The sequence below is a fragment of the Sphaerotilus sp. FB-3 genome (assembly GCF_023706025.1).
Classification (GTDB): Bacteria; Pseudomonadota; Gammaproteobacteria; order Burkholderiales; family Burkholderiaceae_C; genus Sphaerotilus; species Sphaerotilus sulfidivorans.
The window spans coordinates 23,972-41,409 of sequence record NZ_BQWE01000057.1 but is presented as its reverse complement, the minus strand read 5'-3'; the positions used below and the strand labels follow the sequence as shown (position 1 = coordinate 41,409).

Below are 17,438 nucleotides of genomic sequence, written 5' to 3'. Positions count from 1 at the left end.
TCTGTCCGGATGGAAAAGTCCGGATGGAAAAAGCCGGCCGGCACCCGAGGGTGGCGGCCGGCGTCGATTGTCGGTCGTCCGCGGGGACTCAGGGCAGCGGCTTCTCGCGGCGGGTCTCCAGGTAGGCCTTGATGGCCCACATGGCTTCCTGGTTGAAGGTGCCCTCGAACGGCGGCATGTAGACCGCGCCGTTGCGCACCTTGCCGCGGCGCACGCTGGTCAGGTAGTAGTCGTCGACATCCTTGACGCAGGCGGCCTGGCGGGCCGGGGCCTTGATGTTGGCGCAGTCGTTGTCGAGCTTGCGCAGGTCCGGGGCGATGCCGCCGGAGATGGCGTCCAGGCCGTGGCAGCGCGCGCAGTTCTGCGTGTAGGCCGAGGTGCCGACCTCGATGGCCTTGTCGTTCTTGCGATAGGGGTTTTCAGCGCGCCACTCCGCACCCAGCGGCGGCAGCCCTGAGGTGTCGACCGACTGCGGCGTCACGTCGCCGTGGGCCCGCGCCTGGCCGCCGAGGGTTGCAAGGGCCGCGAGGGCTGCTGCGCGAAAGAAAGTGCCACGTGCCATTCGTGTCTCCTGGAGGGTGCTGTGGAGTGGATGCCTGCGGGCATCGGCTGCTTGTTGCAGTTGCTGGCATCGAATCTGCAATCACTGTGCCAAGCACGGAAACCGGGGCGGATCGGGCGGCAAAACCAGGGTCTGTCCTGATCTGGCGGGTGTCGGTTGCTTCCGATTTGCGCGCAATCATGGTGTTTTCCAGCGCCCTGTGACATGTGACCGGGTCATGTGTTCGATTTGATGACAACCCGGATGGCCCTGTTCGATCCCGCCGCGAACATGTCCGTCCACTGGCAGGAACGCGAGACAATGGCGTCTCGTGCTCCACCGCCCAGAGACCAGAGAAGATCAGGAGACAGCATGGCAGGTCCCTATACCCCGGCATCCGCTGGTTTGCGCATGCGCCCCGGCAGCAGCAGCGATCCGCGGCGCCCGATCGCCTCGGCGCTGCCGCTCGACAACGAGCATGTCCACAAGATCGACCAGTCGCACCAGCGCTGCGCCGCCTTCGGGCTGTCGCGCATCGAGCGGCTGGACTATTCGCCGCTGGGGCGATCCGACCTGAGCGTGGTGCGCGAGCGCAACCAGCGTCTGTACGCGCATGCCGCGCCGGTGATGGAGATGCTCTACGAGCAGATCGTCAACAGCGAGTCGATGGTGCTGCTGTGCGATGCCACCGGCACGATCCTGCACTCGATCGGCGATCAGGACTTCCTGAACCGCGCCTCCAAGGTCGCGCTGCAGCCCGGCGTGAACTGGTCGGAGCAGGCCAAGGGCACCAATGCGGTCGGTACCGCGCTGATCGAGGAGTCGCCCACGCTCGTGCATGCCGACGAGCACTACATGCATGCCAACCACTTCCTGACCTGCTCGGCCGCGCCCATTCTCGATCCGCGCGGCAACATCCTGGGCGTGCTCGATGTCTCCGGCGACCAGCGCAGCTACCACCAGCACACGATGGGCCTGGTGAAGATGAGCGCGCGCATGATCGAGAACCACTGGCTGACCGACGACTACCGCAATGTCATGCGGCTGCATTTCCACAGCCGGGTCGAGTTCATCGGCACGCTGATGGAGGGCATCCTGGCGGTGAGCCAGGACGGCAAGCTGGTCGGCGCCAACCGCGGCGCGCTCGAGCAGCTCGGCCTGTCGGGTGCGGCGCTGCGCATGCACACCATCTCGTCGCTGTTCGGCACCACGGTGGCGGCGCTGGTCGACCGCTTCCGCTCGCCGCTGGCCACGCCGCTGCCGGTCGAGCTCTCCAGCGGCCGGCAGTTCCATGTCTATGCGCGCTTCAACTGGCCGGTCTGGCATGCGGCCTCCAGCGGCTTTGCGGCCGAGGCGACCGCGTCCGCTGCCCAGGCGGCCGGGGCTGAGGCGGGCGCCGCTGAGGCCGCCGGCGGCGGCAGCAGTGCGGCCAGCAGCAGCGGCAGCGCGGGCGGCGGCACGGCGGCCGGTGCCGCGCCGGCCACCGGCCTGGCCAGCCTGAGCCTGGGCGACACCCAGTTCGCCGCGCTGATCGACAAGATCCGCCGTGTCCTCAACCGCGACATTCCGATCCTGATCCTCGGCGAGACCGGCACCGGCAAGGAACTGCTGGCCCGCGCGATCCACCAGGATTCCGAGCGCGCCCGCCAGCCCTTCGTCGCGGTCAACTGCGCCTCGATTCCCGAGACGCTGATCGAGGCCGAGCTGTTCGGCTACGAGGAGGGCGCCTTCACCGGCGCCCGGCGCAAGGGCGCGGTCGGCAAGATCGTGCAGGCCAACGGCGGCACGCTCTTTCTCGACGAGATCGGCGACATGCCGATCAGCCTGCAGGCGCATCTGCTGCGGGTGCTGCAGGAGCGCCAGGTCACGCCGCTGGGCAGCGCCAAGTCGGTCTCGGTCGATGTGACGCTGGTCTGCGCGACCCACCGCAACCTGCGCGAGATGATCGAGCAGAAGGCCTTCCGCGAGGATCTCTACTACCGCCTCAACGGGCTGGCGGTGCGCCTGCCGCCGCTGCGCGAGCGCTCCGACCTGATGGCGCTGGTCGAGCGCATCCTGGACCGCGAGAGCCCGGAGCGGCGCCTGCGCCTGAGTCCGGAGGTGGTGCGGCTGTTCCAGGGCTACCACTGGCCGGGCAATGTGCGCCAGCTCTTCAACGTGCTGCGCACCGCCTGCGTGATGGCCTCTGGCGAGTCGCTGATCACCCGCGATCATCTGTCGGACGACTTCATCGACGACGCGCGGCGGGTGGCGCAGCAGCGCGCCGCCAGCGCCGAGCCGGTGGCCGCGCCGGTCTTTGTCGCGCCGACCGGACCGGCACAGCAGGTCGCCGCCGTGCCGATGCCGCCTGCGGCCGCGCCGGTCGAGCCGGTGCCGCCCGCCGCGTCGATGCCGGCGCCGCAGATGCCGGCACCGGTTGCTGCACGCCTGCCCGACGAGCCGGCGATGTCGCTCGAGGACATCGAGCTGCGCACCATCCAGCAGGCGGTCGATGCGGCCGGCGGCAACATCTCGGTCGCGGCCAAGCGCCTGGGCATCAGCCGCAACACCATCTACCGCAAGCTGCGCTGGCGCAGCGACGGCCGCTGAACCGCGCGCGGGCCGCCGAGGCCCGCGCGTCGCGGTCAGTCGTGGAGGCTCAGCGCGGCGCCGTGGCGCCGAACCAGCGCGCCTCGGCCTCGCGCCAGGCGTGCTGCCAGTTCAGGCCATGGCGCAGGCCGGCGGCCATCGCGGCGGCCTCGGGCGCCGGCGGCGGGTCGCTTTCCTGCGTGCCGTCTTCCATCGCCTGGTCGGCCTGGCGCTCCAGCGTCTCCAGATAGGCCCGGTGGCCGGCAGGCGCCTGCGCGCCGAGCATCTCGCCCTGTTCCGGCAGCCAGTGCAGCGGGCCGTCTGGCGGCTGCTGCAGCGCCGACAGCGCCTGCAGCGAGGTCTTCATCACCGCGATGCGCGCGTCGCGCAGGTCGGGCGCGCCGTCGCTCCACAGCAGGCCGTGCGCGGCGGCAATGCGCTGGCGTGGCAGCTGCCAGACGGTGACCGCGGTGGTGTCCGAGCGCATCAGCCGATGCCAGCGCCACGGGCCGAGCCGGCCGGTGGTGCCGCGCAGCAGCCGCTGCGGCAGCACCACCGGCTCGGCCGGCGTGCCGGCGGGCAGGTCGCGGCGCTGCGCCAGCCGCTCCACGCACTGCGGGCAGCGTTCCCGCATCGCCGCGGCGACCTCCTCATGCGCCCAGCGTCGGGCGGCCGGCAGCCCGCCCTGGCCGAGCACCAGCTCCGGCCGCGGCCAGGGTGCGATCACGTCGCTCACCCGTCGGCCGGCCTGGCGTGCGAGCTGGCAGTCCAGCGCCCGCGCGAAGCGCGCATCCGGGCCGCTGCCCAGCAGCCACAGGCGCCGGCCCTCCCGCACCGCCAGCAGATTGGAGATGCGCCCCTGGTTGATCGGATGGCTGTCGCCGGCGCTGCCGGAGATCAGCCAGACCCCGTCGGCCAGCGCCCGGATCGGCAGCGCCGGGCCCGGGCAGGGCGCAGGCGCGGCGCTCGCGGCGCCGGTGGCCGTCAGCAGCATGGCCAGGGCGGCGATCTTCGTGTCAGGCCAAGGCATTCGGGTTGCCCCTGTGTCAGCGTGTGGGTGTGGATTGTTCCCAAATGGAGCAGTGCATGACATGTCACCGCAGGAGCTCGATCCGGGCCCGGTCCGGGCTCGGGAATGTCCCTGTCGTGTCGGTCGTGAAGCGGCGCGGGCCCGCCGCAGGCGTCGGCCGAACGACATTCCGTGTCCGGCACGCGTCTTGCACGAAACAGGCCAGCGTCCGAAACGACCTCGGACCCCATTTTTCCCATTCCATCATGACCGAACTCGAAGTGCAGCAGGCCTGCCGCATTCTTTCCCGAGGGGTCGGGCAGCCGGAGATGCCATGAAGCTGGTCGTACTCAAGGGAGGCGGCGACGCCGTGCCGTTCCAGCCGATCGCGCCGGCGCTCAACTCGACCCGTGCGCCGGGCGTGCTGGCGCTGTCCGGCGACCAGATGCGCTGGGTGCTGATCAACATGTCGCCGGCGGTGGCCGGGCAGCTCGGCACCGATGCCCGGCTGCTGCGCCACCGCGGCCTGGCCGACGCGCCGGTGCGCGCGGTGGTGCTGACCGATTCGCAGGTCGACCATGTGACCGGCCTGCTGAGCCTGCGCGATGGCGCGCCGATCCATCTCTACGCGACGCCGGCCGTCTTCGAGGAGCTGACCCACACCCTGCCGGTGCTGCCGCTGCTGCAGCACTACTGCAGCGTGCACTGGCATGTGATCCCGGTGGCGGGCGAATCGCGCGAGGCGGTGTTCCGGGTCGAGGGCCAGCCGACGCTGGAGTTCACCGCGGTGGCCACCGACGGGCCGCTGCCGCTGCATTCGGCCCGGCCGGCCGCACCGGCGGTCGGCGAGACGATCGCGCTGGCGGTGCGCGACGTGGTGACCGGCCAGCGCCTGTTCTGCGCCCGCAGCCTGCTCGAGGCCGGGCCGGAGGCACTCGAGTGGATGCAGCAGGCCGACTGCCTGCTGCTGGGCGACGACGCGATCGATCCGCGGCTGGAGGCCGGCGAGCAGGTCGAGGCCGGCGAGCAGCTGCTGGCGCAGCTCGATCAGGTCGGCGCGCGGCGCAAGCTGCTGATGCCGGTGCCGGAGTCCGGCCTGAGCGCGGCGGTGCCCGCCGGCGTGCTGGCCCGCCACGGCATCGAGCTGACCGCCGACCGGATGGAAATCGACCTCTGACATCGACCGCTGATCCCGCCCCGGGCAATCTGCCTTGGTGAAAGCCCGGACGGGACAGCCGGGCCGGTCCTGGGTACAAACCGGCCCTGTCCGAACCCTTGCGTCCTCACCCCGTGCCGTGCCTCCTCCTTCTGTTTCCGATGCCGATGCCGATGCCATGCTGCAGATCCAGGGCCTGATCAAGCGATACGGCGAGCGCACCGCGCTGGCCGGTCTGACGCTGGCGCTGCCGGCCGGGCAGTTCGTCGCGCTGCTCGGGCCCAACGGCGCCGGCAAGTCGACGCTGTTCCAGGTGCTGACCGGCCTGTTCGTCGCCGACGAGGGCGAGGTGGAGGTGGCCGGGCAGTCGCTGCGCCGCTCGGCGGTGCGTGCGCTGGCCGACATCGGCGTGGTGTTCCAGCAGATGTCGCTCGATCTCGACCTCTCGGTCGAGCGCAATCTGCGCTTCCATGCCGACCTGCACGGCCTGCCGCGCCGGGTGGCGGGCGAGCGCCTCGCCGAGGGCTGCCGCGCGCTGGGCCTCGACAAGGATCTGGCGCGGCCGGTGCGCGAGCTTTCTGGCGGCAACCGGCGCAAGGTCGAGCTGGTGCGGGCGCTGCTGCACCGGCCGAAGGTGGTGCTGATGGACGAGCCGACCGTGGGTCTCGACCCGAAGTCGCGCCGCGATCTGCTCGCCGCCATTCGCGCCGACATCGCCGCGCGTGGCACCACCGTGCTGTGGGCGACGCATCTGGTCGAGGAGGCCGAGGCCGCCGACCGGGTCGTCGTGCTGCACAAGGGCCGGCTGCTGGCCGATGGCTCGCCGGCCGCGGTCACGGTGGCGCTGGGCGGCGAGCGGCTCGAAGAGGCCTTCATCCGCGCCACCCACACGTCCTGAACAGGAGACAAGAACCATGACTGCTCGCCATCTGCTCTCGCTGGCCGCCCTGGCGGCCCTGAGTGCCACCGCCACGCTGCCGGCCCGTGCACAGACCGCCTTCGTCTCGAGCGAGAAGGACCACAAGCTGACGGTGGTGGACCTGAAGACGCAGGCGGTGACGGGCACGATCGCCACCTGCAAGCGCCCGCGCCACATGGTGCTGATGCCGGACGGGCGTCAGCTGCTGGTGGCCTGCGGCGACTCGGGCCAGGCCGACCTGATCGATCTGGCCACGCGCAAGTCGGTGAGGAAGATCGGGCTGGGCGACGACCCGGAGATCTTCGACCTGACGCCGGATGGAAGGACGCTGTATGTCTCGAACGAGGAGGACGGCGTGGTCGGGGTGGTCGATGTGGCCAGCGGCAAGCGCAGCGGCGAGATCAAGGTCGGCGAGGAGCCGGAGGGCGTGCTGGTGAGCCGGGATGGCCGGACGGTGTACGTGACCTCGGAGGTGGCGAGCCTGGTGCATGTGATCGACGCGGCCAGCGGGAAGGTGACGAAGAACATCAAGGTGGGCAAGCGGCCGAGGCGCTTCGCGCTGACGCCGGACGGCAGCCAGCTGTGGGTGACGAACGAGCTGGGCGCGAGCGTGACGGTGATCGGCACGAAGGATCACGAAGTGCTGGACACGATCCGCTTCGAGGTGAAGGGCGCCCGCGCGGCGGACATCACGCCGGTGGGGCTGGCGATGACGGCGGACGGCAAGCGTGCGTTCGTGGGGCTGGGCAAGGCCAACCATGTGGCCTTCGTGGATGTGGCGAGCCGGAAGGTGACGGACCTGGTGCTGGCGGGCAAGCGGGCATGGGGGCTGGGGCTGAACAAGGCGGAGGACCGGCTGCTGGTGGCCAACGGGCTGTCGGACGATCTGACGATCATCGACGTGGGTGCGGCCAAGGCGCTGAAGACGGTGGCGGTCGGGCGGGTGCCGCACAGCGTGGTGGTGGTGGAGTGATGAAGACGATGCCGTGGCTGCAGTTCATGTCCTGGCGGGATCGGGCGATCGGCGCGGCGCTGCTCGGCGTGGCGACGCTGGCGCCGGCGGCTGCCTTCAAGGCGACGCTGCTGGTGCCGGCCGGCGACGAGCGCCTGGACCGCACCCGGGTCGAGCGGGCCTATTTCGGCCATCCGACCGGGCCGGCCTCCGACGGGGTGCAGGTGGCGCTGAAGGAGGCGCGGCTGGAGCTGGAATCGGCTGGTGCCTCGCTGGCGGTCGAGACGGTCGAGGTCGGCTCGGCCGCCGAGGCCCGGGCGGCGGCGCAGAAGGCCGAGAAGGGCGGGGCGGTGGCGCTGCTGGCCGACCTGCCGGCCGACTGGCTGCTGGCCGGCGCGGACGCGGTCAGGCTGCCGGTGCTGAACCTGGGCGCCACCGAGGACCGGCTGCGCCAGCAGGACTGCCGGGCGCGCCTGCTGCATGTCATTCCGAGCGAGCGCATGCGCGCCGATGCGCTGGCGCAGGCCCTGGTCAGCCGCAAGTGGAGCAGCGTGCTGCTGCTGACCGGCCCGTCGGCCCAGGATGCCCAGCGCGCCGCCGTCGCGCAGGCCGCGATCCGGCGCTACGGCCTGAAGCTCGCCGGCCCCCGGCCCTTCAAGCTCTCGGGCGATCCGCGCGAGCGCGATCTGGCCAATCCGCTGCTGCTGACGCAGGGCGCGCATGATGTGGTCTGGGTGGTCGACAGCGACGGCGAGTTCGCCCGGATGCTGCCCTACCGCACCGCCACGCCGCGCCCGGTGGTGGGCGACGCCGGCCTGACCGCGCTGGCCTGGCATGCGCAGTACGACCGCTTCGGCGCGCCGCAGGTCTCGCGCCGCTTCGCCAAGGGCGCGCAGCGCCCGATGTCGGCCGCCGACTGGAGCGCCTGGATGGGCGGCAAGGCGCTGGCCGCCGCGGTGGTCGCCGCGCCGAAGGGGCCGGCCGCCGCGGTGCACAAGGCGCTGCTGGAGACCGAGCTGGACGGCTCCAAGGGCGTGGCGATGAGCTTCCGCCCCTGGGATGGCCAGCTGCGCCAGACGATGCTGCTGACCGATGGCCAGGGCGTCATCGGCACCGCGCCGGTCGACGGCGTGCTGCATCCGAAGAACAGCCTCGACACCCTGGGCGTGGACGCGCCCGAGAAGCTCTGCAAGGTGGCGCGCTGATGGCCGGTCCGATGCATGCCCTGCAGGCCATGCGCGCCATCGTCTGGCGCGAGGTGGCGAAGTTCTCGCGCCAGACCGGCCGGCTGGTGTCGGCGCTGGTGCGCCCGCTGCTGTGGCTGGCGGTGTTCGCCGCCGGCTTCCGCAATGTCTTCGGCATGGCGATCGCCGAGCCCTACGACACCTACATCGCCTACGACGTCTACATCGCGCCCGGCCTGATCGGCATGGTGCTGCTGTTCAACGGCATGCAGTCCAGCCTGGCGATGGTCTACGACCGCGAGATGGGGCTGATGCGCCTCTTGCTGACCGCGTCGCTGCCCCGGCCCTGGATCCTGTTCTCGAAGCTGACCGCCACCGCGGTGCTGTCGCTGCTGCAGGCGCTGGCCTTCGTGCTGATCGCCTGGGCGATCGGCACCGAGCTGCCGCTGTGGGGGCCGCAGACGCCGCAGGTGCTGCTGGCGCTGGTCAGCGCGGCGCTGATGCTCGGGGCGCTCGGCCTGCTGCTGAGCGTGCATGTGAAGCAGCTGGAGAACTTCGCCGGCACGATGAACTTCGTGATCTTCCCGATGTACTTCATGTCCACCGCGCTCTACCCGCTGTGGAAGCTGGAGGAGTCGGGCGCGGCCTGGGTGTACCAGATCGCGCGCTTCAATCCCTTCACCCACGCCGTCGAGTGGATGCGCTACGCGATGTACGGCAAGGATCCGGGCTGGGCGCCGTGGATCGTGCTGGGCACGCTGGCGCTGTGCTTCGGCCTGGCGGCCTGGGGCTATGACCCGCAGCGCGGCTTCGGCGCGCTGACGAAACGCGGTGGCGGCGGCGGTCCGCCCGGCGGCGCAGGAGGCTGACATGTCCGGTTTCTGGCAATCGATGCGCGAACGCAACCGCGCAGGCACGGCCCTGCCCGCCGACTACGCACCGCCCGGTGGGGCCGCGGGCGCGGCGGGTGCGGCCGATCTGTCCGCGCTGGCGCAGCGCCTGTTCTGGGGCTGGGCGCTGCTGGCCGGGGTGGCCTTCTTCCTGATCTGGTGGATGCAGCGCCACGGCTGGTGGGTGCGGCTGATCGAGGGCGATCCCAGCGGCATCAGCCTGCTGATCGTGCTGCTGGGCGTGGTGGTGACCGGCTGGTGCGGCCGGCGCGCCTGGCGGCTGCAGGCCGAGGCGCAGCCCGGTCTGGCGCAGGGCTGGCGCGCCCGCTATCTCGACGAGCTGCGCCGCGGCCAGCCCGAGGCGACCGCGCTGCTGTCCGAGCGCACCCACGGTCCGCACGAGACCGCCTGGTGGTTCGCGGCCGCGACGATCAAGCTCGGCCTGCTCGGCACGGTGGTGGGCTTCATCCTGATGTCGATGCAGATCGGCCAGTCGCAGGGCTTCGAGCTGGCCGAGGTGCAGAAGCTGCTGCAGCAGATGACCGGCGGCATGGCGATCGCGCTCTACACCACGCTGGCCGGGCTGGTGGTCAATCTGTGGCTGGGGCTGCAGCTGCTGCTGCTCGACCGCCTGGCCGACCGGCTGGCGGCCGACATCCTGGCCGACGCCGCGGCCGTGGGGCGCTGACATGGCGGTGCTGCGCCCGCGTCGCACCGACGAGATCGACCCGTTCAGCGACCTGCTGTTCAACACGCTGCTGATCTTCGTCATGCTGTTCACCGTCGCGCTGCTGGCGATGAACCCGAAGGCCAAGACCGGCGTGATCGACGCCAAGGCCGAGTTCATCGTCACCGTGACCTGGCCGGACATGAACCCGAACGACATCGACACCTGGATCGAGGATCCGGGCGGCAACCGGGTGTGGTTCCGCCAGCGCGAGGGCGGAATGATGCACCTCGACCGCGACGACCGCGGCCTGTCGAACGACTCGATCGTGGTCAACGGCCAGCAGGTGGTGAACCCGCTGAACCAGGAGGTGGTGACGATCCGCGGCTTCGCGCCGGGCGAGTATGTCGTCAACGTCTTCTACTACGACAGCAAGGACGGCCAGCCGGTGCCGGTCAATGTCTCGGTGGTCAAGGTCAATCCGCGCGCCGAGGTGGTCTTCTACGGCACCGCGAACCTCCCCCGCAAGGGCGACGAGGCGACCGCGGTGCGCTTCTCGGTGGACCGCGACGGGCGGGTCACCGGGGTCAACACGCTGGCCAAGACGCTGGTGGAAAGGATCTGAGGCGATGACGACGACCGATGGCGTGCTGTGGGCCTTTGTCGCGGTGCTGTTCGTGCTGGGGCTGGCGCTGGTGGCCTCGCGCTGGCCGGTGTGGGCCAAGGGCCTGCTGGTGACCGCGGTGACCGCGCTGTATTTCTGGAGCGACGCCGCGCTGGAGCAGGTCTGGGGCTGGCCGAGCCGGCATGCGCTGCCCGAGCGCTTCGTGCTGCTGGCGGCGGTGTTCGACGAGCCGGCCAAGGGCCGCGAGGGCGCGCTCCATGTGTGGGTCAACGAGATCCGCGACGGCAAGCCGCTGCCGCAGCCGCGCGCCTACCAGCTGCCCTACAGCAAGGATCTGCATGCGCTCCTGGGCGAGGCGATCAAGAAGACCCGCCAGGGCGTGACCCAGCTGGGCACGTCCGAGCCGAAGCGCGGACCCAAGGGCCTGAGCTGGCTGCGCCCGGGCTCGGACGAGCAGGTGGTCAAGATCCGCGACCTGCCCGCGCCCCAGCTGCCGGAGAAGTGAGATGAGCCGCCATTCCCCCCGTGCCCGGGCCGCGCTGCTGGCCGCTGCGGTGCTGGCGCTGCTGGCCGGCTGCAAGGAGCCGCCGGGCAGCTCGCTCTTTCCGCTCGAGGAGGGCCGGCGCTGGACCTACCGCCTGAGCAGCGAGTGGGAGAACGACACCCGCGAGCGCGAGACGGTGGTGCTGAGCAACCTGGGGCGCGACAGCGCGCTCGAGTCCGGCAGCGCCTGGCACCGGCGCAGCGACACCGGACTGGACTACTGGCTGCGCGCCGACGCCACCGGCATCTACCGGGTGGCCGCCAAGAGCGATGTCGACGCCGAGCCGAAGCCCGATCCGGCGCCGCGCTTCGTGCTCAAGGCGCCGATCGCGGTGGGCACCAGCTGGCAGACCACCACCACCACCTACCTGATGCGGCGCAACTCCGAATTTCCGCCGGAGATCCGCCATGCCCACCCGTCGGTGCCGGTGGTCTGGACGATCGAGGCGCTCGACGACCGGGTCGAGGTGCCGGCCGGGCGCTTCGAGCAGTGCGTGCGCGTCAAGGGGCTGGCGCTGCTGCGGCTGTTCGCCGATCCGGTCAACGGGTTCAAGGACATGCCGCTGACGACGCTGGAGTGGTATTGCCCCGGCGTCGGTCTGGTCAAGGTGGAGCGGCGCGAGCCGGCCAACTCCACCTTCCTGACCGGCGGCACGATGACGATGGAGCTGATGGAATGGCAATGAGCAAGGATCCGCACGCGCCGCACCGCCGGCAGCTGCTGCGAACGCTGGCCGCCGCGGTGGCGGCCGGGCCGGTGGCGGCGCTGGCCGCACGGGCGCAGCCGGGTGGGGCGGCCTCCGGTGCCGGCGCCGAGACGCGCTTTCCGCTGCGTCCGATCACGCTGTGGGTGCCCTGGCCGGCCGGCGGCGCCACCGACCTGACGATGCGGCTGCTGGCCGAGCTGGCCGGGCGCCATCTGGGCCAGAAGGTGGTGGTGGAGAACCGCGCCGGCGCCGGGGGCACGCTGGCGATGCCGATCCTGCAGCAGGCCGCACCCGACGGCTACACCCTCGCGCAGCTGCCCTATCCGGCGCTGCGCGCGCCGCACATCCAGCGGGTGCTGTGGGATCCGATCCGCGACACCACGCCGATCCTGCAGATCTCGGGCGTGACCTTCGGCATGGTGGTGCCGGCCGGCAGCACGCTGCGCAGCGTGGCCGACGTGATCGCCTTCGCCCGCGCGAACCCGGGCGATCTGACGGTCGCCACCAACGGCGCCGGCACCACGCCGCATGCGGTGATGGACGAGCTGGCCGCGCGCCACGGCTTCAGCTACATCCATGTGCCCTACAAGGGCACCTCCGAGCAGATGCTGGCGGTGGCCTCGGGCCAGGTGATGCTGGGCATCAACTCCAACGGCTTCGCGCCGTTTGTCGACTCGGGCCGGCTGCGCCTGCTGGCGATCTTCGCCGAGCACCGCACCCGGCGCTGGCCGAACGTGCCCACGCTCAAGGAGCTGGGCCACGGCATCGTCGCCACCTCGCCCTACGGGCTGGTCGGCCCCAGCGGCATGGCGCCGGCGGTGGTGGCGACGCTGCACGAGGCCTTCCGCGCCGCGATGCACGACCCGGCCCATGTGGCCGAGCTGGCCAAGTACGACCAGGAGCCCGACTACCTCGGCCCGGCCGACTACGGCCGCAGCCTGCGCGAGAGCTACGCCGCCGAGAAGCGCGCCGCCGAGCGGCTCGGGCTCAGGCCTTCCTGACGAATTCCGACTTCAGCTGCATCGCGCCGACGCCGTCGATGCGGCAGTCGATGTCATGGTCGCCCTCGACCAGCCGGATGCCGCGCACCTTGGTGCCGACCTTGATCACCAGCGAGGAGCCGCGCACCTTCAGGTCCTTGATCAGCGTGACGCTGTCGCCGTCGGCCAGCACCTGGCCGTTGGCGTCGCGCACCACCCGCGCGGCCTCGACCTCGGGCGCAGCTTCGTCTGCCTGGGGCGACCACTCATGGGCGCATTCCGGGCAGACCAGCAGCGCGCCGTCCTCGTAGGTGTAGGTGGACTGGCACTGGGGGCAGGCGGGCAGGGTCATGGGGGAATCCGGCTTGTGTTTGGGAAGAAGAGGGAGGCGGGACTGTACGCGTGCGCCGCACGCACCCTGCGCTGTCATGCCCGTGCAGGTGGGCAGCCGGCTGGCGTCTCCACGTCGAAGATCACGCTCATTGCAGCACCGAAAGAATTTTGGGCATCGACTGCTGGAGCTTGACCGGCTTCAAGCTGGCCAGCCTTTATTCGTAGCGGAGTCTGACAACCTCAAATAGTCCATCGTCAACTAGATCGCCATCGACTAGGCGGAACAGGCGCAGCTCTTTTTTGTCCTTGGCCCCAGCGCCCACCATGAACGTCCGGCCATAGTGCGTATGAGCAGCTCCGGCCTTTTCTTTGTCGTACTGCTGAAGCTGTGGCCCTTTGAACTCGACCAGCGCCACGCCGTCGCCAGCCTTGCGCCCTTTCACAGCCACGACGAAATCGGGGAAGAAGCCGACTCCGTTGGACCACCGATACAGCGCCACCGACTCGGGTTGTCGTACTGGATTGCGATGCCACCACGTCACTTCAGGCGCGATGTCCAGCATCTCGGCAAAGCGCAATTCTTCTGGTGATAAGTCTGCTGGGAAGATGCCGTAGACGTTTCGCTTGGATAGATTCAGACGGTACTTGGATTGGTGAGCGGGGGGAAGCGTCACACGCACAGCCTGAATCTGGCTGGCACGGCAGCGCTTGTGCGCTTGCCGAATCAGCGCCGGGTTGCGCACCAAGACCAGTTCAAGTTGCTGTGTCAGCTCTTCGTCGGAGCTGGGGGGCTCGAACCCAGCCCCTTCCAGCGCATCCCGAAAACGCTGGCGCAGCGCTTGGAGGAACTGGCGGTTGTCCACGTCGGGGTACTCGAAGGCAATCTGCCTCGCTCGCTGGGCGATGCTGGCGGCAGACATGCGGGCCCACACGTCTTCATCCTCAGGCGTGTCGGTGGCCTCGAAGATGTCCACCGTGCGTTTGACCAACTTGGTCCGGCTGCGGTCACGGTCTGACAGAACGCCAGAGAAGTCCACGAAGGACACCAATTGCGCCTCGAAGTCGTCGGTGTTGGTCGGTAGGACTTCAGTCACGAGTGCGGGCAACTCGGCGACTTTCAGCGGGTAGTTGTACTGTTCTTCAGCGTCTAGCTTGAATGCTGTGACCAACGGCGTCGTGCCGTCATGGGCCCCGTGGGTCAATGCCGCCTTGGTCAGCTCAGGGAACAGGGTGAGCGTGTGATGCGACAGGGGTAGTTCGCTGTGGCCGAGTGTGGTAGTTGGTACCGCTGAAGCCGCTACATCGGGCGTGCTGTCTACGGCTGGTAACGTTTGATCGACCGAAGGAAATATCGCTGCCGTCTGGCCTGTTTTCACAACTTGCACGAAGGAAGAATCCACCGTGAACGTGACGACGGTTTCGGGCGTCGTGTCGGCTGTGTGTTCTTTCAGCTTGTTGATGACGGTTGCTGCCCCCGTCAGGCCCTCTTGAGCTTCCCGATTCGCCAGGAACACATAGCCATAGTCCAACACCGGTGGGGTGCCGAGTCGGCGCTGCAACAGCGGATGCACGCGCATGATCCGGCCCACCACCTGGATGCCGAAGTTCGCGTCACGGGTTCCACGCAGGGCCGCCAGGGTGAAGGCGCGCGGGGCATCGAAGCCCATCGCAATCGCCATCTTGAAGACCAGAACTTCGACGGTCGGGTCTTGTGCCAGTGCCTGCAAGTTGGGGTCAGGCTCATCGGCCACATGAACCTTGACCGCCGACGCGGGGAACTTCAGCGGGCCGGTCAGGTACTCGCGGGCCTTCTCTAGCGCCGCGCCGCCGTTGGGCACCTGCACGAGCATTAACGGCGTTAGGGTGACGCCGTCACGGGCCAACACGCCTTTGATATGACGATGCATCGCTGCACACTCAGACATGGCGACTTCCTCGAAGTCCACCAAGGCGGCATCGTCGTTGTTGCCGGTCAGGAATTGAGCTGTCTTGACGCCGAGCTTCAGCAGTCCTGCCTGGTAGCCCTCATGCCGTGTGATGGTGGCCCAGTCCGACGAGTCACCTACCCGATAGCCGGTCTTGTCAGCGAAGCTCGCGACATCCGTGTCCTTCGGCGTCGCGGTCATCAACAGGGCGTAGTCGGGCTCCAACACTTCGGCAAAGAAGCGGTAAGCCTCGCGGGCCTTGACGAAACCGTGATGCGCTTCGTCCACCACCACGCCAACCCGCAGACCGAGGGCCCGAGCCTGCGCGATGAGGTCATCCACCGACAGGCCAGCATCGCCCGTGGTGCGCGCCAGGCGCGCTTCCTTGGTCTTCGTCGCCACCGACTGCCAGGTGATGACGAACAGTGCCCCTGAAGCAAGGTCATCAGGCGTACGCTGGTGCTCGATGTTGAGGAAATTTAACTGCGGCGCCTGCCGTCGCAGACTGGCCATCGCTTGGTCAATCAGCGTCGAGTAGGGTGCGAACCAGAACCACACCACATCGTCCAGCGCTGAGAAGCGGGCTACGACCTCAGTCGCAATCAGCGTCTTGCCGATGCCCGTTGGGGCCTGCAGCATGACTGCGGCTGAGTGCTTGCGTAGCTTGCCCAACTCCTGCGGGTTGGTCAGCCGGTTGTAGTCATCGCGTACGTTCTGAAAGCGCGTCACGAGCGCGCCAATGTGGCGCTCTTGGAATACCAACGGGTCGATGCGGCTCATGCTTGGGCCCCTCCCAGATTGCCGAACCTGAAGCCGAGCTTCAGATCTGCAGGTACCTCTCTCAGATTGTTTTCATTGACCATGCCCGCCAGTGCAGCAGGGGTCCATGTGTAGACGATCGCTTGCGGGTGCTGTTCCAGCGCCTCACGTAAAGAGGCCTTCATCTTGGCCGTGGTGGCTGGCAGGTAGACGAGCGCTTGCCCGTCCCAGACCGATACGGATGCATGCGCCATTCTTTCCGTCAGCGGGTGATGGTGCTTCATTTGGATGTAGGACCACACCAGGCCGTCATCCAGGCGCTCTTCCATACGATGCACCGGAATTGGCTTGGCCCTCAGGTATGCGAAGCCACCTCCCAGCCCTTCGATCTGCTGGCCTTTGCCTGACTCGTAGCCCTCCACCGCACGGCGCACACGGGTGGCACACACGTCGCGGCACAGGTTCTTGTCTGGCTCGTTTTCCGTAGCTTCTGTGTTGGATACCAAGATGAAGCGGCGTTCGCCGCCGTCTTCCTTGTTGAGCTGCAGCAGGGCTTGTGCCAGTGTCCCCGACCCGGCGAAGAAGTCCACCACCAAGTCACCCGGCTTCGTGGCCAGACGCAAGATGCGGTCCATCAACTGCAATGGCTTGGGCGTCGAGAACACATCCTCGTTGCGGTCTTTGGGCAAGATGTCGTTGAGCTGCTTCTTGGCGTCTTGTGTGTGGCCCACGGCGTCATAGGTCCACAGGGTCTGCGGCACGACGCCTTGCTTGACCTCGGACAGAAAGCGCTTCAGACGCGGCGCGTTGTTCCCGTCCTTGCCCCACCAGATGCGCTTGTCTGCATCCAACTCGTCAAATTTACGCCGAGAGACACGCCAGTAAGAACCCGCTGGCGGGCCATCAATGACACGCCCGGACGGACAGGTGATGGGGTAGCGCCCCTCGCCGTAGAAGTTCCGAGCGGCCAAGTCCCCCGATGTCCAAGCCCCGCGAGGGTCGTTGTCCGGGTTCTTGTAGGCTTTGTCCTGCTCCGCCGAACGCGGCAGCGGATTGGGTCGCCAGACGTCGCGATTGGCCGCATAGACCAAGACGTATTCGTGGTCATCCGAGAAGTGAACGGCTGTGTTCTTGGGTGAAAAGACCTTCTGCCAGATGACATTGGCGATGAAGTTGTGTTCACCGAACACCTTGTTCATCAGCAACCCGAGGTTGAATAACTCGTTGTCGTCGATGTGCACGAAGATGACGCCATCTTCGGCCAGCAGGTCTTTGGCAAGCCTCAGCCGCTGATACATGAACTCCAACCAAGTCGAGTGCCGGTAGCGGTTCGTCGCGTCGAAAAAACTGTCGTTGTAGACGAAGTCTTTTCTGCCAGTGTTGTAGGGAGGATCAAGCGACAGCAGCTTGACCTTGCCGGCATGGGTACTGACGAGGTGCCGCAGGGCGTCGTAGTTGTCGCCCTCAATGATGAAGTTGCGCCAGGGGGCAGGGCCGCAAGACAGGGCCGGGTCCAGTTCAAGGCCCACGAAGTCTCGGTTCAGGGCCTTGTCGGGCTCTATGAATCGCCGCTCCCACACCAAGCCGTAAGAGGACTGACTATCGCGGCGCTTGAGCAGCTCAATGAGTGCTTCGCGGCTCAGGTGTTCGTATTCGCTGGCCATGCGGATGTCTTTTATC

16 protein-coding genes are annotated in these 17,438 nt (G+C 68.5%); 11 read left to right on the top strand and 5 right to left on the bottom strand.

Annotated features, from left to right (window positions below; translation table 11 throughout):
• Positions 1 to 88 precede the first annotated feature (88 nt).
• Complete coding sequence (gene pedF, locus NFT33_RS16790) at positions 89 to 562, bottom strand: cytochrome c-550 PedF (protein ID WP_251677048.1); 474 nt, start codon at positions 560 to 562, stop codon at positions 89 to 91.
• A 351-nt stretch (positions 563 to 913) separates the two neighbouring features.
• Here pedF and NFT33_RS16785 point away from each other — a divergent pair, with 351 nt between their 5' ends.
• Positions 914 to 3,130 carry a sigma-54-dependent Fis family transcriptional regulator gene (locus NFT33_RS16785; protein ID WP_251677046.1) on the top strand — a complete coding sequence of 739 codons (2,217 nt, stop codon included), beginning with the start codon at positions 914 to 916 and terminating at the stop codon, positions 3,128 to 3,130.
• Positions 3,131 to 3,179: 49 nt separating this feature from the next.
• Here the strand turns inward: NFT33_RS16785 and NFT33_RS16780 are convergent, their stop codons facing one another.
• Entirely contained in the window at positions 3,180 to 4,139 is a 960-nt protein-coding gene (locus tag NFT33_RS16780) for a phage virion morphogenesis protein (RefSeq protein WP_251677044.1), read from the bottom strand.
• 313 nt (positions 4,140 to 4,452) lie between these two features.
• Between NFT33_RS16780 and NFT33_RS16775 the strand changes: the two genes are divergently transcribed.
• The 10 genes from NFT33_RS16775 to NFT33_RS16730 all read left to right on the top strand — a co-directional run bounded on the left by NFT33_RS16775 (position 4,453) and on the right by NFT33_RS16730 (position 12,762).
• Positions 4,453 to 5,295, top strand: coding sequence for an MBL fold metallo-hydrolase (locus NFT33_RS16775; RefSeq protein ID WP_180692759.1), 843 nt, complete (start codon positions 4,453 to 4,455; stop codon positions 5,293 to 5,295).
• Positions 5,296 to 5,452: 157 nt separating this feature from the next.
• Positions 5,453 to 6,172 (top strand): ATP-binding cassette domain-containing protein, encoded by a 720-nt coding sequence (locus tag NFT33_RS16770; RefSeq protein WP_251677042.1) that lies wholly within the window; start codon positions 5,453 to 5,455, stop codon positions 6,170 to 6,172.
• Between the two features lie 16 nt (positions 6,173 to 6,188).
• Positions 6,189 to 7,166 carry a PQQ-dependent catabolism-associated beta-propeller protein gene (locus NFT33_RS16765; protein ID WP_251677040.1) on the top strand — a complete coding sequence of 326 codons (978 nt, stop codon included), beginning with the start codon at positions 6,189 to 6,191 and terminating at the stop codon, positions 7,164 to 7,166.
• An 8-nt stretch (positions 7,167 to 7,174) separates the two neighbouring features.
• Positions 7,175 to 8,350 carry a type 1 periplasmic-binding domain-containing protein gene (locus tag NFT33_RS16760; protein WP_376744180.1) on the top strand — a complete coding sequence of 392 codons (1,176 nt, stop codon included), beginning with the start codon at positions 7,175 to 7,177 and terminating at the stop codon, positions 8,348 to 8,350.
• Complete coding sequence (locus NFT33_RS16755; protein WP_251677036.1) at positions 8,350 to 9,198, top strand: ABC transporter permease; 849 nt, start codon at positions 8,350 to 8,352, stop codon at positions 9,196 to 9,198. Before NFT33_RS16760 ends, NFT33_RS16755 begins: the two co-directional genes overlap by 1 nt.
• A 1-nt stretch (position 9,199) precedes the next feature.
• Positions 9,200 to 9,907 (top strand): MotA/TolQ/ExbB proton channel family protein, encoded by a 708-nt coding sequence (locus tag NFT33_RS16750; protein WP_251677034.1) that lies wholly within the window; start codon positions 9,200 to 9,202, stop codon positions 9,905 to 9,907.
• 1 nt (position 9,908) lies between these two features.
• Entirely contained in the window at positions 9,909 to 10,511 is a 603-nt protein-coding gene (locus NFT33_RS16745; protein ID WP_251677032.1) for a hypothetical protein, read from the top strand.
• Positions 10,512 to 10,515: 4 nt separating this feature from the next.
• Positions 10,516 to 11,016 (top strand): hypothetical protein, encoded by a 501-nt coding sequence (locus tag NFT33_RS16740; RefSeq protein WP_149503157.1) that lies wholly within the window; start codon positions 10,516 to 10,518, stop codon positions 11,014 to 11,016.
• 1 nt (position 11,017) lies between these two features.
• Positions 11,018 to 11,740, top strand: coding sequence for a hypothetical protein (locus tag NFT33_RS16735; protein WP_251677030.1), 723 nt, complete (start codon positions 11,018 to 11,020; stop codon positions 11,738 to 11,740).
• Positions 11,737 to 12,762 carry a tripartite tricarboxylate transporter substrate binding protein gene (locus tag NFT33_RS16730; RefSeq protein ID WP_251677408.1) on the top strand — a complete coding sequence of 342 codons (1,026 nt, stop codon included), beginning with the start codon at positions 11,737 to 11,739 and terminating at the stop codon, positions 12,760 to 12,762. Before NFT33_RS16735 ends, NFT33_RS16730 begins: the two co-directional genes overlap by 4 nt.
• On the opposite strand, the gene NFT33_RS16725 is transcribed toward NFT33_RS16730, so the two are convergent.
• The 3 genes from NFT33_RS16725 to NFT33_RS16715 form a co-directional block, all read right to left on the bottom strand.
• Positions 12,749 to 13,093, bottom strand: a complete 345-nt coding sequence (locus NFT33_RS16725; protein ID WP_251677028.1) for a zinc ribbon domain-containing protein YjdM — start codon at positions 13,091 to 13,093, stop codon at positions 12,749 to 12,751. The two genes, NFT33_RS16730 and NFT33_RS16725, sit on opposite strands and share 14 nt — an antisense overlap.
• A gap of 196 nt (positions 13,094 to 13,289) precedes the next feature.
• Entirely contained in the window at positions 13,290 to 15,779 is a 2,490-nt protein-coding gene (locus NFT33_RS16720) for a DEAD/DEAH box helicase (protein ID WP_251677026.1), read from the bottom strand.
• Positions 15,776 to 17,422: a site-specific DNA-methyltransferase gene (locus tag NFT33_RS16715; protein WP_251677024.1), complete on the bottom strand. Its 1,647-nt coding sequence runs from the start codon at positions 17,420 to 17,422 to the stop codon at positions 15,776 to 15,778. The genes NFT33_RS16720 and NFT33_RS16715 overlap by 4 nt, the downstream gene beginning before the upstream one ends.
• Between the last annotated feature and the right edge of the window lie 16 nt (positions 17,423 to 17,438).

Excerpts from the sequence above, each read along its gene's own strand:
- pedF (WP_251677048.1), bottom strand. The coding sequence starts at position 562 with ATGGCACGTGGCACTTTCTTTCGCGCAGCAGCCCTCGCGGCCCTTGCA.
- NFT33_RS16785 (WP_251677046.1), top strand. The coding sequence starts at position 914 with ATGGCAGGTCCCTATACCCCGGCATCCGCTGGTTTGCGCATGCGCCCC.
- NFT33_RS16780 (WP_251677044.1), bottom strand. The coding sequence starts at position 4,139 with ATGCCTTGGCCTGACACGAAGATCGCCGCCCTGGCCATGCTGCTGACG.
- NFT33_RS16775 (WP_180692759.1), top strand. The coding sequence starts at position 4,453 with ATGAAGCTGGTCGTACTCAAGGGAGGCGGCGACGCCGTGCCGTTCCAG.
- NFT33_RS16770 (WP_251677042.1), top strand. The coding sequence starts at position 5,453 with ATGCTGCAGATCCAGGGCCTGATCAAGCGATACGGCGAGCGCACCGCG.
- NFT33_RS16765 (WP_251677040.1), top strand. The coding sequence starts at position 6,189 with ATGACTGCTCGCCATCTGCTCTCGCTGGCCGCCCTGGCGGCCCTGAGT.
- NFT33_RS16760 (WP_376744180.1), top strand. The coding sequence starts at position 7,175 with ATGCCGTGGCTGCAGTTCATGTCCTGGCGGGATCGGGCGATCGGCGCG.
- NFT33_RS16755 (WP_251677036.1), top strand. The coding sequence starts at position 8,350 with ATGGCCGGTCCGATGCATGCCCTGCAGGCCATGCGCGCCATCGTCTGG.
- NFT33_RS16750 (WP_251677034.1), top strand. The coding sequence starts at position 9,200 with ATGTCCGGTTTCTGGCAATCGATGCGCGAACGCAACCGCGCAGGCACG.
- NFT33_RS16745 (WP_251677032.1), top strand. The coding sequence starts at position 9,909 with ATGGCGGTGCTGCGCCCGCGTCGCACCGACGAGATCGACCCGTTCAGC.
- NFT33_RS16740 (WP_149503157.1), top strand. The coding sequence starts at position 10,516 with ATGACGACGACCGATGGCGTGCTGTGGGCCTTTGTCGCGGTGCTGTTC.
- NFT33_RS16735 (WP_251677030.1), top strand. The coding sequence starts at position 11,018 with ATGAGCCGCCATTCCCCCCGTGCCCGGGCCGCGCTGCTGGCCGCTGCG.
- NFT33_RS16730 (WP_251677408.1), top strand. The coding sequence starts at position 11,737 with ATGAGCAAGGATCCGCACGCGCCGCACCGCCGGCAGCTGCTGCGAACG.
- NFT33_RS16725 (WP_251677028.1), bottom strand. The coding sequence starts at position 13,093 with ATGACCCTGCCCGCCTGCCCCCAGTGCCAGTCCACCTACACCTACGAG.
- NFT33_RS16720 (WP_251677026.1), bottom strand. The coding sequence starts at position 15,779 with ATGAGCCGCATCGACCCGTTGGTATTCCAAGAGCGCCACATTGGCGCG.
- NFT33_RS16715 (WP_251677024.1), bottom strand. The coding sequence starts at position 17,422 with ATGGCCAGCGAATACGAACACCTGAGCCGCGAAGCACTCATTGAGCTG.